Genomic DNA, 14,704 nt, shown 5'->3' with positions numbered 1-14,704 from the left:
TGGGATATGAGTTATGAGATGTGAGATAGAAAGCGACAAACTATCTAACTCTAACTTTCCTCCTGTCGCAAATCTCATATCTAACCTCGCATATTAAACCTTCCCCTATCACCCCTACTGTCACAAATCCCATATCCCACATCTCATATCCAGTTCCCCTATCACCCCTACTGTCTCATATCCCATATCTCACATCTCATATCTGATTTCCCCTATCACCCCTCCTGTCTCATATCCCATATCTCAAATCTCATATCTGATCTCCCCTATCACCCCTACTGTCGCAAATCTCATATCTCATATCTCATATCTATTTCTTATTTTTGCCTTCATACTAAAAAATACAGAATGACTTTATCAGCATTAACTGCAATCACTCCCATTGATGGCAGATATTACAATACCACAAAAGATCTATCGAATTACTTTTCTGAATTCGCATTAATAAAATACCGCGTTTTAGTGGAGGTTGAATATTTCATTTCCCTTTCGGAATCTGGCATTCAACAATTAGCTCATTTTGATGGCAGCTTAAATGATAAGTTACGCGATATCTATCGCAATTTTAGCTTAGAAGACGCTCAATGGATCAAGGATACAGAGAAAGTAACCAACCATGATGTCAAAGCAGTAGAATATTTTTTGAAGAATGAATTCGAAAAATTAGGTCTTAATGATTCATTAGAGTTTATCCATTTCGGGTTAACTTCTCAGGACATTAACAATACAGCAATACCTTATTCGTGGAAAGCAGCATTGAAAGATGTTTATCAGCCAGCAATTAATGAATTGGTTGACGAGCTCAAAAAATTAAGTGCAGAATGGGAAAATGTATCTATGTTGGCACGTACTCATGGTCAACCGGCATCACCTACTCGCTTAGGAAAAGAAATCAAAGTTTTCATCGAAAGAATTGAAAAACAATTGAACTTATTGAACCAAGTTCCATTTTCAGCAAAATTTGGAGGTGCAACCGGAAACTTCAATGCACATCACGTTGCTTACCCACAGAACAATTGGGTTGAGTTTGGAAATAAATTCGTCAATGAGGTCTTAGGATTAGATAGATCACAAACAACGACACAAATTGAACATTACGATAATTTTGCTGCAAGTTGCGATGGACTAAAACGCATCAATAATATTATGATCGACCTTTGTCGTGATATATGGACCTATATCTCCTTGGATTACTTTAAGCAAAAAATTACAGCAGGTCAAATTGGATCTTCGGCGATGCCTCACAAAGTTAATCCAATTGACTTTGAAAATGCTGAAGGAAATTTGGGATTGGCAAATGCGGTATTCGAACACTTAGCTGCTAAACTTCCGATTTCAAGATTGCAAAGAGATTTAACCGACTCTACTGTCTTGAGAAATATCGGTGTTCCTTTTGCTTACACCTTGATCGCTATTAAATCAACCTTAAGAGGATTGAGAAAATTGATTTTGAATGAGTCAGCTTTCCAAGAAGACCTTGAAAACAACTGGGCAGTAGTGGCGGAGGCGATTCAAACTATCCTACGCCGTGAAGGTTATCCAAAACCTTATGAGGCTTTGAAAGATTTAACACGTACAAATACGCATGTTACAAAAGATACTATTGCTGCCTTCGTTGACCAATTAAATGTGAGCGAAGAAGTTAAGGAAGAGATCAAATCAATCTCTCCTAGCAATTACACTGGTGTTAAGCTGTAAAGCTTTTACCATGTAATGACGTATCCGAACGGGTATTTACAGTATATTTGTTTTTTCAAATTAGAATTTTAGAACATGGCAACTATTAACGTATATACAGAGAGCACTCCAAATCCTGCTACAATGAAGTTTTTGGTTAATAAATTATTGATCAACGGCAGTTTGGATTATCCTGATAGAGAAAAGGCTCAAGAGTCTGCTTTCGCAAAGGAATTATTCAAGTTCAATTTTGTGAACGGAGTATTCTTTGCCAGCAATTTCGTTACCATTACCAAGACTGATGATGCGGAATGGTCTGATATCGAAGCTTTATTGAAGGAGTTTGTGAAAGGTGCTGTTGAATCAGAGCTTGCTGTAAAACCTATCGAACATTCAGAAGATGTTGTATTCGAAGGATCTGATGTTGAAGTTAAGATTCAACAAGTATTGCATGATTATGTACGCCCTGCGGTAGAACAAGATGGTGGAGCGATTGCATACAAATCTTTCGAAGATGGCAAAGTAACCGTTGAACTTAGAGGTTCATGTTCAGGATGTCCTTCTTCAACAATTACGCTTAAAGCAGGTATCGAAGGCTTATTGAAGCGTATGGTGCCAGAAGTAGAAGAAGTGGTAGCAGAAGCAATGTAATTGTATTAACAAACACATAGATAAAGAATTAAAGAGCTTGGGAATAATTACCAGGCTCTTTTTTATGGATTTAATTCTTCAAAAATCCATTCCGAAAATCCAAAACCTTCCTTATTTTTTAACTTATGTCTAGTCATTATCCATAAGTGCAAATTATCTGATCTCAAATGCTTCAGCATTTTCTATCTCAAATCCCATATCTCAAATCTCACATCCAGCTCCTTAATTAAATAATTCAGTTTAAGCCCCTGTAGTCCATTAAAAATCATTAACTTTATCCGCAAATTATCGAAATATTATACTTTAAAATGAGTGCAGACATAAACAAACTTGAACAAATCGCTTCACAAGTAAGAAGAGACATCGTTCGTATGGTACATGCATGTCAATCAGGTCACCCAGGGGGTTCTTTGGGCTGTACTGATTATTTCGTTGCATTGTATTTTCATGCGATGAAGCATGATCCATCATTTAACATGGATGGTATTGGGGAAGATATATTCTTCTTATCAAACGGTCACATTTCACCTGTTTTCTACAGTACATTGGCAAGAGCTGGATATTTTCCAGTGAGCGAATTGTCAACTTTCAGAAAGATTGACTCACGTCTTCAAGGCCACCCTACTACACATGAGCACCTTCCAGGTATCCGTGTAGCATCAGGATCTTTAGGACAAGGATTATCGGTTGCTTTAGGCGCAGCGCAAGCTAAAAAGTTGAACAAAGACAACAATTTAGTTTACGTATTAATGGGTGACGGTGAATTGCAAGAAGGACAAGTTTGGGAAGCAGCGATGTATGCCCCTCACAATAAAGTAGACAATATTATTGCTGCTGTTGACTACAACCGTGCACAAATCGATGGCTCTACTGACCAAGTACTTTCATTAGGTAACCTACGTGCTAAGTGGGAAGCTTTCGGATGGGATGTTCTAGAGGTGGACAATGGTAACAACATGGCAGCAGTAATTGCTGGCTTGGACGAGGCTAAATCTCGTACTGGCAAAGGAAAACCAGTTATTATCCTATTGCACACAGAAATGGGCTCAGGTGTAGATTTCATGATGGGATCTCACAAATGGCATGGTGTTGCTCCAAATGATGAGCAATTAGAATCAGCTTTAAACCAAATCCCTAGAACCATAGGTGATTATTAATATTCTTTAGACGTTAGTTTTTGTAATGAAAAAATATACATACACAGAATCAAAAGATACACGTTCAGGTTTCGGAGCCGGTTTATTAGAAGCTGGTCAACAAAATGAGAACGTAGTAGCCTTATGTGCTGACTTAATCGGTTCATTAAAAATGAACGACTTTATAAAAGCATTCCCTGAGCGTTTCTTCCAAATCGGTATTGCGGAAGCAAACATGATGGGTATCGCTGCGGGTCTTACTATCGGTGGTAAAATTCCTTTCACTGGTACATTCGCAAACTTCTCTACTGGCCGTGTTTACGACCAAATCCGTCAATCCATTGCTTATTCAGGTAAGAATGTAAAAATCTGTGCTTCACACGCAGGTTTGACCCTTGGAGAAGATGGCGCTACTCACCAAATCCTTGAAGATATCGGTTTGATGAAAATGTTGCCAGGCATGACAGTTATTAACCCTTGCGACTTCAACCAAACAAAAGCAGCTACTATTGCGTTAGTAGACCATGAAGGTCCTGCATATTTGCGTTTTGGCCGCCCTGTAGTTCCGAACTTCACTCCTGCTGATCAAAAATTCGAAATTGGCAAGGCAATCATGTTGAATGAAGGAACTGATGTTACTATCATCGCTACAGGTCACTTAGTATGGGAAGCAATCCAAGCAGGTGAGGAATTAGAAAAATTAGGTATCAATGCCGAAATCATCAATATCCACACCATTAAACCTTTGGATGAAGAAGCTGTACTTAAATCGGTTACAAAAACAGGATGTGTAGTTACTGCTGAAGAACATAACCGCTTAGGTGGTCTTGGTGACAGTGTGGCTCAATTATTGGCTAAGAAATTACCAACTCCGCAAGAATACGTGGCAGTGGACGATAGCTTCGGTGAATCGGGTACTCCAGCACAATTGATGGAGAAATACGGTCTAAATGCTGCAAATATTGTAAATGCAGTACGTAAAGTAATTACAAGAAAATAACAATCAACTATCTATGGAAGATTCCCTGATAATAGCAAAGTTTGCGGATGAGAAAACTCGTGAAGAGGCTTTCCGTTTACTGCTAAAAAAATATCAGCAAAAGATTTATTGGCATGTCAGAAGAATGGTCATTGACCACGACGATGCTGATGATGTTGTACAAGATATATTTATCAAAGTATGGCGTAATCTTGAGAAATTCAGGGAAGATTCTCAGTTGTATACTTGGTTATATCGCATTGCAACCAATGAGTGTATCACCTTCTTGAACAAGAAAAAACAAAAGCAGAGTGTTTCATTAGATGATGAAAACTCTGCTTATTTATCTGATTCCTTGGCAGACGGTGCTTATTTCAATGGTGACAAAGCGCAAATGAAATTACAACAGGCATTATTAACCTTGCCTGACAAGCAACGCTTGGTATTCAACATGAAATATTTTGAAGATATGAAGTATGAAGAAATATCAGAAGTGTTGGGAACAAGTGTAGGAGCATTAAAAGCTTCATACCATTTAGCAGTTAAAAAAATAGAGAACTTTTTTGCCTCAAACGATTAAACCTTTTGACGCAAAACCTATCTATTATGGTACTATGAAAGAAAATAACACATATTACGAAAACTTAGGAGACAATCAACTACCTAACTCGTTGCGTGTCAACCCTTTCATTGTACCTGAAAATTACTTTGAAAAGCTAGCCGAAAGAAGTTTATTCTTTGCTAAATTGGATCAAATTTCAGACACAGGAAAAATAGGATTGAGCACACCAAAAGGATTCTTCGAACAACAAGAATCTCAATTGTTAGGTCAGATTAAGATCGAGCAATTCAAGGATGCCGAAACATTCTCCGTACCTGATCAATATTTTGATCAAATGAGCGACCAAATTCTTGCCCAAGTGAAAATCGATGGGATTAAAGAATTGGAAAATGAAGAAGTTCCTACGGGTTACTTTGATGACTTAACTGCTCGAATTCTGAATAGAATTGAAGAAGAAGAGTTAACACTGGAAATTGCAGAACCAGGATTTACAGTTCCAGAAGGATATTTTGAACAAGCCGATGATCAAATCATGGCTTCAATTTATACCGAAGAATTGAAAACTCAGGTTCAGACTGAAGGATTTGAAGTCCCTGCGGGATATTTCGACCAAATGTCTGCTGCAATCCTTGACAAAGTTCAGGACAAGAAGGTTATACAATTGCCTTCACGTGATGAGTCTAAAACTTCAGATTCTAGGAAGAAAGGGAAAGTCTATGCTTGGTTAACTTCAGCAGCAGCAGCTTGTGTGGCAGCTGTAATCGGAGTATCTGTGTACAATGCAGATAATAACCAACCCATGGAAGCGGAACAGTTGTCGTTGAATGAAATTCCTGAAGAAGAAATCATCAACTACCTGTCAAACTACAGCGATGCTTCGGATCTAGAGTACTATGCAGAGTACATCTATCAACCAGAAGAATCTAAAGGCGTAGGGTCGGGAATTGATAAAGACGTTTTAGAAGATTACTTAAATTATACCTTATAATGATTCGTTTAAAACATATTATTTCAACGCTTTTTTTGATTTGGATAGCTTGTTTTGTTGCGAATGGACAGTCTCGCCAAGAAAGGTTTGAACAAATTGAGAACCAAAAAACGGCATATATTACCAAACAACTGAGACTGACTCCTACTGAAGCGCAAAAGTTCTTTCCATTATACAATCAGTATACGAAAGAAATTAGAAGTGTCAAATCAAAAAAATCAAGAGGCAATCAAATTGATCGCACAAGAGGTAATTCGTTCAGACCAGGAAACGATGCAATCGAATTCGACGCTCAAGAAGTAGATATCAAGAAAAAATACAGAGCCAAGTTCGCAGATGTTGTAGGCCAGTCCCGAGCATCACAATTCTTCTCTGTAGAACAAGAATTTATAGAACTGCTATATAAAGAACTTAATAGCAGAAGACAACATTAAAGAAAGAAGCTCAAATATTAGAGCTTCTTTTTTTTATCCCTATCTTTGCCCAATCATGATTAGCAATAGAGAACTTTTCCTAAAAAACACTGCTCAGACTTCCAACTCACCACGATTATTAGAAATTGAACGCGCCGAAGGCGTTTATCTATATGGTCCAAACGGTGAGAAATACATGGACTTGGTTTCAGGTTTTAATGTAAGCAACATTGGGCATAGACATCCAAAGGTTTTAGAAGCCATTCAAGATCAATTGAATCGTTTTATGCATGTCACGGTTTATGGAGAATTTGTTCAGGCTCCACAAGTCCAGCTGGCAACAGAATTATTGGAAGTACTTCCAAATTCATTTCAATCTGTATATTTCACCAATTCCGGAGCTGAAGCTGTGGAAGGTTCGATGAAAATTGCTAAAAAATATACAGGCAGACGTCAGATAATTGCAGCAAAACATGCCTATCATGGTAGTACCCAAGGTGCACTTAGCTTAATTGGCAATGATGAATATAGAGCAGCCTATGCTCCCCTACTTCCAGAGATATCATTTATTGAGTTCAACAATATCGATGACCTAGCCAATATTACCGAGAATACCGCAGCAGTAATAGTTGAAGCGGTTCAAGGTGAAGCAGGTGTAAGAGTTCCTTCAAAGGAATATATGCAAGCTTTAAGGCAAAAATGTACTGAAACAGGGACTCTTTTAATTTTCGACGAAATTCAAACTGGATTCGGTAGAACAGGAAAACTATTTGCCTTCGAACACTTCGAAATTATTCCAGACATTTTGATGCTAGCAAAAGGAATCGGCGGTGGAATGCCTCTCGGAGCTTTTGTCGCACCAAAAGAAATCATGGATGTTATAAAAGATAACCCTATGCTTGGACACATCACGACTTTCGGTGGACATCCCGTAAGTTGTGCTGCAGCAAGAGCCTCCCTAAAAGTTATTCAAGAAGAGAGCCTAGTTCAAGATGTTGAAAGAAAAGCAAACTTGTTCAGGTCTGAATTGAATATCCCTCAAATCAAAGAAATCCGTGGATTGGGACTTATGATGTGCTTACAGCTGGAAAACTTTGACCAAGTATATCAGGTCAGCAATTATTGTGCAAACCAAGGATTAATCATCGATTGGTATTTACATTGTGAAACAGCCTTACGAATAGCACCACCATTGACAATTTCTGATCAGCAGATCATTGAATCTTGTAAAATAATTAAGGCAGGAATTGCCAAATTCTGTTAGAATAATTAAATTGCTTATACAATATCAACCTATATAAGCAAAAATGGATAATAGAAGAGATTTTTTAAAGAAGAGCTTGTTGACACTTGGAGCAGCTGGCTTAGGAACATCATTGGCTAGTGCCATTGACTTTTCAACAGGTGCAAAAGCCAAATTAAGCATCAACAAAGGGGATGTCATTTTATTTCAAGGTGATTCCATAACCGATGCTGGCCGAAACAAGCAAAATTTAAAACCTAATGATGGGAATGCCTTCGGCAATGGATATGCCTTTATGGCAGCGAGCACTCTTCTTAACAAATATGCAGATAAAGACATTAAAGTATATAACAGAGGGATTAGCGGCAACCGCGTTCCAGACCTGATCAATCGTTGGCAAGAGGATGCCCTAGATATTAAACCTAATATCTTGAGCATTATGATCGGAGTTAATGATTTTTGGAGAACAATGGATAGCGGTGCTAAAAACACACCCGCCGAATATAAAGCCCAATATAAACAATTATTGGACTCAACAAAATCAGCATTGCCAAATGTAAAATTGATTATCATCGAACCATTTGGAGTGAAAAATGTAAAACATGTAACTGATGCTTGGTACCCTGAATTCCCAAAATATCAAAATGTCGCAAAAGAGATAGCCCAAGAATATGGCGCGATCTTCCTTCCATACCAACAAATTTTTGATCAAGGATTGAAAAGAAATAGCGACGGTGGTTATTGGACAACCGATGGTGTACATACAACCATGGCTGGAGCAAATCTGATGGCTGAGGCATGGTTGAACCTGATTAAATAATATACGAAGAGAGCATCATAAAATATAAATCTTAAATAAAGAAAAACAGGTTGGAACATAATCCAACCTGTTTTTCTTTATCAACATATTTTAGACGAAAGCAATGTTTAGACAACCCTTACCAACAATCCTTTCAGATATTCTCCTTCGGGAAAAGATGCTCTTACGGGATGATCTTCAGGCTGGCAATACTGGTAGATAAATTGTATTTCTTTACCAGCATCCAATGCCGCCCAGGCAATAACCTGTTTAAAGGTTTCAATATCCATAGCACCAGAACATGAAAAAGTAGCCAACAAGCCCCCACTGTTCAATAGCATTAAGCCACGTCTATTCAAATCCTTGTAAGCCCGAGAAGCTTTTTCAAGAGCTGCCCTTGATGGCGCATATTTTGGAGGGTCCAAAACAATAAGGTCAAATTTCTCTCCTTGTTCCCCTAATTCACGCAGGTATTTGTTAACATCTGATTGAACAGCAACATGGTTTTTACTGTCGAACCCATTGATTTTTATATTATTGTTTAATGTTTCAATGGCCAATGCAGAGCTGTCAACTGAGGTTACAGAACTTGCTCCCTCGCGAAATGCATTTAAAGTAAATCCTCCTGAATAGCTAAAGCAATCCAACACTTTTTTGCCCTTTACATATTTTGCAGTGATAGCGCGGTTCTCACGTTGATCACAGTAGAAACCAGATTTCTGTCCTTCAACGATATTGACTTGATAATGAATTCCATTTTCAATAATATCGACGAATTCTGGAGGTACATCTCCAAATAATTTCCCATTGGTATCGGGAAGCCCTTCATATTCTCTCGATTTCAGGTCGCTGCGCTCATATATTCCTTTGGGTTCAAGCAATTGAGCCAATTCGTCTATGATGATATCCTTGACCCGCTCAATACCAGCAGAGTGGATTTGGACTGAGATATAATCTGCATATTTATCAGCTATTAATCCAGGAAGGAAATCTGCCTCCGCAAAGATTAACCGCACTGTATTGTTTTGGTCGGTCAATAGACTTAAACGATTATTTACAGCCTTCTTGACACGATTCCGCCACCATTGCTCGTCAATCTCATTTCGAGGATCCCATTCCAATAAACGGACTGCCACCCTGGAATTTCCATTGTACATACCATAGGCAATAAACTCATCTTCTATATTGTAAACAGAAACGATATCTCCATTTTGTGGTTTGCCAAGAGCCTTTGAAATAGCTCCAGAAAAAACCCATGGGTGTAATTGCCAAGCGGCTTTATCCTTTCCTTTGTTCAGGATTATTTTATTCATGAATGCAAAAATAAATAGAATTGGAAGAAAATATTTAATCCGCAAATAAAAAAGGCAGAATAAAATTTATTCCGCCTTCCTTTTCTACTTAGATTAATAGAGGATTGGTTTAATTGTTTCTTATTAAATAGTCCTTGAAAGCAGTGTAATCCACTTCCAGGTCTTCAGCTAGTTTCGGCTTGCCATGTAGGTTTTCTGCTCCAACAGGCAATTTTACTTGTTTGTAAACATCAGAATCTATTGCCTCAGGGAATTTGCATGGATGCGCAGTCGAAAGAAAAACAGAAGCGTACTCACCTGGATGTTCCTTTCGATAAGCCTCAGATGCTAGATAAGCTATGGCTGTATGTGGGCAAGCAACATATTTGTATTTATTAAATAATTCGTCCATACCCACTTTTGTTTCTTCATCCTTATAAGTATATGAGCTGACCATACCTTTCAATTCTTCAAAATTATTTTCAAATAAATCCTGAATACGAACCCAATTACTAGGATTCCCAACATCCATAGCATTTGCTAAAGTTTGTATCGAAGCTTTTGGTTCATAAGCTCCTGAATTCAAAAACCGCGGAACAGTATCATTAACATTCGTTCCTGCAACAAAATGAGAAACAGGCAAGCCCATTTTATAAGCTAATAGGCCAGCCCCAATATTTCCAAAATTTCCACTCGGAACTGTAAAAACAACCTCATTCAATCCTTGGGATTTTAATTGAGCGTAAGCCCAGAAATAGTAGAATGTTTGAGGGATTAATCTCGCAATATTAATTGAGTTAGCTGAAGTCAATCTCAGTTTCTGGTTAAGCTCAGGATCATTGAACGCTTGCTTGACTAATGCCTGGCAATCATCAAAGGTTCCATCAACTTCCAATGCCCTTATATTTTGTCCATTCGTTGTCAACTGCTCTTCTTGCACCTTTGATACTTTTCCTTTTGGATACAATATGGTTACACGAGTACCCTCTACTCCAAGAAACCCCAATGCTACGGCTCCCCCGGTATCACCAGAGGTAGCCACCAACACATCTAATAATTGGTCACCTTTATTGGAAAAATAACCCATTACTCGGCTCATAAATCGTGCTCCAAAATCTTTGAAGGCATAAGAAGGACCATGAAACAATTCCAAGACTGCCGTTTCCGAATTTAAAAAAACCAATGGAGCATCAAAATTAATCGCTTCATTGATAATCTTCTTGAGGTCATCCGCAGGAATATCCTTGCCTATGATGGCATTGGCAATTTGAAAAGCAATCTCCTGAAAAGAATATTGTTGAATGTTTTTTATAAAATAAGGATCCAATTGAGGAATCGCCTCGGGCATATATAACCCTTTATCCTGAGGCAATGAGTTGAATACAGCCTCTTGAAAGGAAACTCTTAAGTCTTTATTGTTAGTACTGTAAAATTGCATTTTGTTAGGTTTAGATTAAGATAAAACTTTTGGGCCTTCTGCATTAACCGCAGAAACAAATTGTAAACTCTCGATGCCATTTGCGGTCAAGTGTTCTTGAATCCGGTCGACTGCTAGTTGGGCTGCTTCAAAACCTTTACTAATAGCAACGACAGAAGGTCCTGAGCCTGATATACCAAAGCTCAAAACACCTGAATCCATCGCAATTCGTTTCATTTCATAGAATTCCGGGATAAGGATAGCGCGAGTTGGTTCAATCAGTACATCATGCATGCTTCTGCTGATCAACTCATAATCATTGCGGTACAAGCCAGATACAAGGCCAGCAATGTTTCCCCATTGAACTACTGCATCCTTTAGGGAGACCTTTTCCTTGATCAATTGTCTGGCATCTCTCGTTGGCACATCAACCTGTGGAAACACTATCCCAGCAACCAATTGGTCAGGTACAGGCAAATTTATTATATCCAATGGTTGGGAACCACGGATCAATGTTATCCCCCCCATTAGGGCAGGAGCAACATTGTCTGCATGACCATGTCCACAAGCAAGTCTTTCACCTTCAACACAGAATGGCATTAATTCATCCTTTGTTAATGGATTACCTAGTAAGGTATTGATGGCAAATAAGCCAGCTACGGTACTTGCAGAACTCGACCCCAAACCACTTCCAATGGGCATATGCTTTGTTAATTCTATCTCAACTCCAATTTCAGTTTCTAGACCAAGATGGGCCAAGAGCATCATTACACAAGCACTTACTGTATTTTTATCCGGATCTAGAGGCAAACGGCCATCATCTCCTTTTATTGAACGGATCCTTACACCAGGATTACCAACCCTTTGCATATACACCTCGTCGCCAGGCTTGTCAACGGCAAAACCAAGAATATCAAATCCACAGATCATATTAGCTACGGTTGCTGGGGCAAATACCCTAACTTCATCTAGCCAGTGATCTTGATTTATTTTGCTTTGCTTATTTAATACTTGTTCAGGATTTGACATTTTTTCTTTATTTATATTTGAATTAAGCGCCTACGTTTACTAAATCTGCAAATACGCCAGCAGCGGTAACTTCAGCGCCTGCACCAGGTCCTTTCACAACTAATGGACGTTCCTTATAACGCTCCGTTGTGAAGGAGATAATATTATCACTTCCAGATAGCGCATAGAATGGATGACTTTCATCAACCATTTGAAGGCTGATAGATACTTTCCCATTTTCAAGAGATCCAATATATCGAATTACTTTCCCTTGCTCCTCCGCCTCTCTCTTTAGATTGTTGAAATAATCATCTGCTTTCAAAAGTTCTGCGTAGAATTCATCTACAGAATTTGCTTGCAAACAACTCTCAGGCAAAATATTCCCCAATTCTACGTCTGAAGATTCAATAGGATAACCCGCATCCCTTCCAAGAATCAACATCTTGCGCATAAAATCTATTCCTCCCAAATCATCTCTAGGATCGGGCTCAGTAAAACCAAGTTCCTGAGCCTTCTTCACTACATCATAGAAAGAAGCATCTCCTTTAAAGTTATTAAAGATATAAGAGATTGTACCTGAAAGAATGGCCTCAATCTTCAATAATCTATCGCCGCTCATCATCAGGTCTTTTAATACCCTCACAATTGGCAAGCCTGCACCGACATTCGTTTCATAAAAGAAATCCACGCCATGCTTGCGAGCAGTCTCGTGTAACAATTTATATTGGGAATATTCACCAGAATTGGCAATCTTATTACAAGTCACTATGGAAATATTAGACTGAAAAATATTTTCATAATAGGTTGAAGGCAATTTGCTGGCTGTATTATCTATGAACACACAATTCGGAAGATTCATCTCCTGCATTTTGGAAATAAAGGTCGCTAAATCGGCAACTTCGCCATCATTTTCCAATTCTTCTTTCCAGCTGTTCAGGTCAATTCCATCCTCATTGAAATACATCCTGCGCGAATTAGAAATCCCAACGACTTTGATTTCGATATCATTCTGCTCTTCCAGAAAGTCATGCTGTTTATTTAGCTGACTAAATAATGTTGACCCTATATTACCAGTTCCTATATTGAACACATGAAGAGTTTTCTTCAACTCAGCAAAAAAGGCATCATGCACAGCATTGAGGGCTTTTGATAAATCCTCCTTGTTGATGATAACAGATATATTGAATTCTGAAGATCCTTGCGCAATAGCTCGAACATTGATACCATTCCGACCTAAGGCATGGAATAGTTTTCCAGACATACCTGGAGTACGTTTCATGTTCTCCCCAACAATCGCCAAGATAGATAGGTCTCCTTCAACTACTGGCATGGACAATTTATTCGCCAATAATTCAAGCTCAAACTCATTTTGAATCAACTCAACAGCCTTTTGAGAATCATTTGGATTTACCGCAAATGTAATACTGTGTTCAGAGGACGATTGGGTAATTAGAATGACATTGATCTGCTCTCGGGCAAGTAGCGTGAAGAGCCTTCCGCTGAAACCTGATTTACCAACCATTCCAGAACCAGTCAGATTGATCACAGATACTTCTGAGATTGAAGATATACCTTTGATTGGATAAGCTGATTTACCACTCTCAAATTGAATAACCGTTCCTGGAAATTTCGGCTGAAAAGTATTGCGGATAACAATAGGGATTTTTTTCATGAAAGCTGGAACCATGGTCGGTGGGTAAATGACTTTTGCTCCGAAATATGAAAGCTCCATAGCTTCAGTATATGAAAGCAAAGGTAAAGAAAAAGCCTTTTTCACGATTCTAGGATCAGCAGTAAGCATTCCATTTACATCTGTCCAAATTTCAATCGCTGTAGCATTTAATACAGAACCAAAAATAGCAGCCGTATAATCAGAGCCTCCACGACCAAGAGTGGTAATACGTCCTTTCTCGTTAGAACCAATAAATCCTGTTACAAAGAGGAGTTTATCAGCATGTGTTTGAGAGAGTGCTTGAATAAGCTGATTAGTCAATGGTTCATTCAGGTGGGCATTCCCAAAATTTGAATCTGTCTTTATATAATATGACGCATTGATATACTCTGATTCGGGGATTTCTTGTTCCATTATTTTTGAAACAAGGTAATTGCTACAACGCTCACCATAGGAAATAATAAGGTCTTTACTTTGGTTGCTGAGTTCCTTTAGTGCTGTTACCCCCTGCAGAAGATCTTCAAGTTCATTGATTAACAATTTAAGTCTTGTAAGAACAGGGTTTTGAAATTTCACAGCAATCAATTTCTTGACTACTTCGAAATGTTTTTCTTCCATTAACTTGAGGTCCTCAGCGAAAGGTTTGCCTTCTGCAGCATCTTCAGCCATTTTTGTCAATAGGTTGGTGATTCCAGACATGGCTGACAGAACGACTAAAGGCTTTTCACCAGCATCATAAGATTCTTTGACGATGGATAGAACTGCTTTGATACTTTCTACGGAACCTACGGATGTTCCGCCAAATTTTAAAATTTTCATGTGCTTTAAAGCTGTTTATTTACTGTTAGTTTTGTTTTTTCAAAATAA

13 protein-coding genes are annotated in these 14,704 nt (G+C 38.4%); 9 read left to right on the top strand and 4 right to left on the bottom strand.

What is annotated here, in order from left to right; translation table 11 throughout:
- Positions 1-348 precede the first annotated feature (348 nt).
- The 9 genes from purB (at position 349) to CRT24_RS02380 (ending at position 8,469) form a co-directional block, all read left to right on the top strand.
- The gene (gene purB, locus CRT24_RS02420) at positions 349-1,698 is read left to right on the top strand and encodes an adenylosuccinate lyase (protein WP_099369666.1); all 1,350 of its coding nucleotides are present in this window, start codon (positions 349-351) and stop codon (positions 1,696-1,698) included.
- A gap of 75 nt (positions 1,699-1,773) precedes the next feature.
- The gene (locus CRT24_RS02415; RefSeq protein WP_099369665.1) at positions 1,774-2,328 is read left to right on the top strand and encodes a NifU family protein; all 555 of its coding nucleotides are present in this window, start codon (positions 1,774-1,776) and stop codon (positions 2,326-2,328) included.
- 308 nt (positions 2,329-2,636) lie between these two features.
- Positions 2,637-3,485: a transketolase gene (locus CRT24_RS02410; protein ID WP_099369664.1), complete on the top strand. Its 849-nt coding sequence runs from the start codon at positions 2,637-2,639 to the stop codon at positions 3,483-3,485.
- A gap of 25 nt (positions 3,486-3,510) precedes the next feature.
- Positions 3,511-4,464: a transketolase family protein gene (locus CRT24_RS02405; RefSeq protein WP_099369663.1), complete on the top strand. Its 954-nt coding sequence runs from the start codon at positions 3,511-3,513 to the stop codon at positions 4,462-4,464.
- 13 nt (positions 4,465-4,477) lie between these two features.
- Positions 4,478-5,023 carry an RNA polymerase sigma factor gene (locus tag CRT24_RS02400; RefSeq protein WP_099369662.1) on the top strand — a complete coding sequence of 182 codons (546 nt, stop codon included), beginning with the start codon at positions 4,478-4,480 and terminating at the stop codon, positions 5,021-5,023.
- Positions 5,024-5,057: 34 nt separating this feature from the next.
- The gene (locus tag CRT24_RS02395; RefSeq protein WP_144034485.1) at positions 5,058-5,993 is read left to right on the top strand and encodes a hypothetical protein; all 936 of its coding nucleotides are present in this window, start codon (positions 5,058-5,060) and stop codon (positions 5,991-5,993) included.
- On the top strand, positions 5,993-6,427 hold the full coding sequence (locus CRT24_RS02390) for a hypothetical protein (RefSeq protein ID WP_232046278.1): 435 nt from the start codon (positions 5,993-5,995) through the stop codon (positions 6,425-6,427). Before CRT24_RS02395 ends, CRT24_RS02390 begins: the two co-directional genes overlap by 1 nt.
- 55 nt (positions 6,428-6,482) lie before the next feature.
- Positions 6,483-7,670 carry an aspartate aminotransferase family protein gene (locus CRT24_RS02385; protein WP_099369659.1) on the top strand — a complete coding sequence of 396 codons (1,188 nt, stop codon included), beginning with the start codon at positions 6,483-6,485 and terminating at the stop codon, positions 7,668-7,670.
- A 43-nt stretch (positions 7,671-7,713) separates the two neighbouring features.
- On the top strand, positions 7,714-8,469 hold the full coding sequence (locus CRT24_RS02380; RefSeq protein WP_099369658.1) for an SGNH/GDSL hydrolase family protein: 756 nt from the start codon (positions 7,714-7,716) through the stop codon (positions 8,467-8,469).
- Positions 8,470-8,576: 107 nt separating this feature from the next.
- On the opposite strand, the gene CRT24_RS02375 is transcribed toward CRT24_RS02380, so the two are convergent.
- The 4 genes from CRT24_RS02375 to thrA form a co-directional block, all read right to left on the bottom strand.
- Positions 8,577-9,761 carry a class I SAM-dependent rRNA methyltransferase gene (locus tag CRT24_RS02375; RefSeq protein WP_099369657.1) on the bottom strand — a complete coding sequence of 395 codons (1,185 nt, stop codon included), beginning with the start codon at positions 9,759-9,761 and terminating at the stop codon, positions 8,577-8,579.
- Positions 9,762-9,870: 109 nt separating this feature from the next.
- Positions 9,871-11,178: a threonine synthase gene (gene thrC / locus CRT24_RS02370; protein ID WP_099369656.1), complete on the bottom strand. Its 1,308-nt coding sequence runs from the start codon at positions 11,176-11,178 to the stop codon at positions 9,871-9,873.
- A gap of 15 nt (positions 11,179-11,193) precedes the next feature.
- Positions 11,194-12,186 (bottom strand): homoserine kinase, encoded by a 993-nt coding sequence (locus CRT24_RS02365; protein WP_099369655.1) that lies wholly within the window; start codon positions 12,184-12,186, stop codon positions 11,194-11,196.
- Positions 12,187-12,208: 22 nt separating this feature from the next.
- Positions 12,209-14,656 carry a bifunctional aspartate kinase/homoserine dehydrogenase I gene (gene thrA, locus CRT24_RS02360; protein WP_099369654.1) on the bottom strand — a complete coding sequence of 816 codons (2,448 nt, stop codon included), beginning with the start codon at positions 14,654-14,656 and terminating at the stop codon, positions 12,209-12,211.
- Between the last annotated feature and the right edge of the window lie 48 nt (positions 14,657-14,704).

Source organism: Sphingobacterium sp. 1.A.5, assembly GCF_002734235.1.
GTDB classification, from domain to species: Bacteria; Bacteroidota; Bacteroidia; order Sphingobacteriales; family Sphingobacteriaceae; genus Sphingobacterium; species Sphingobacterium daejeonense.
This window is presented reverse-complemented; position numbering and strand designations above follow the sequence as displayed.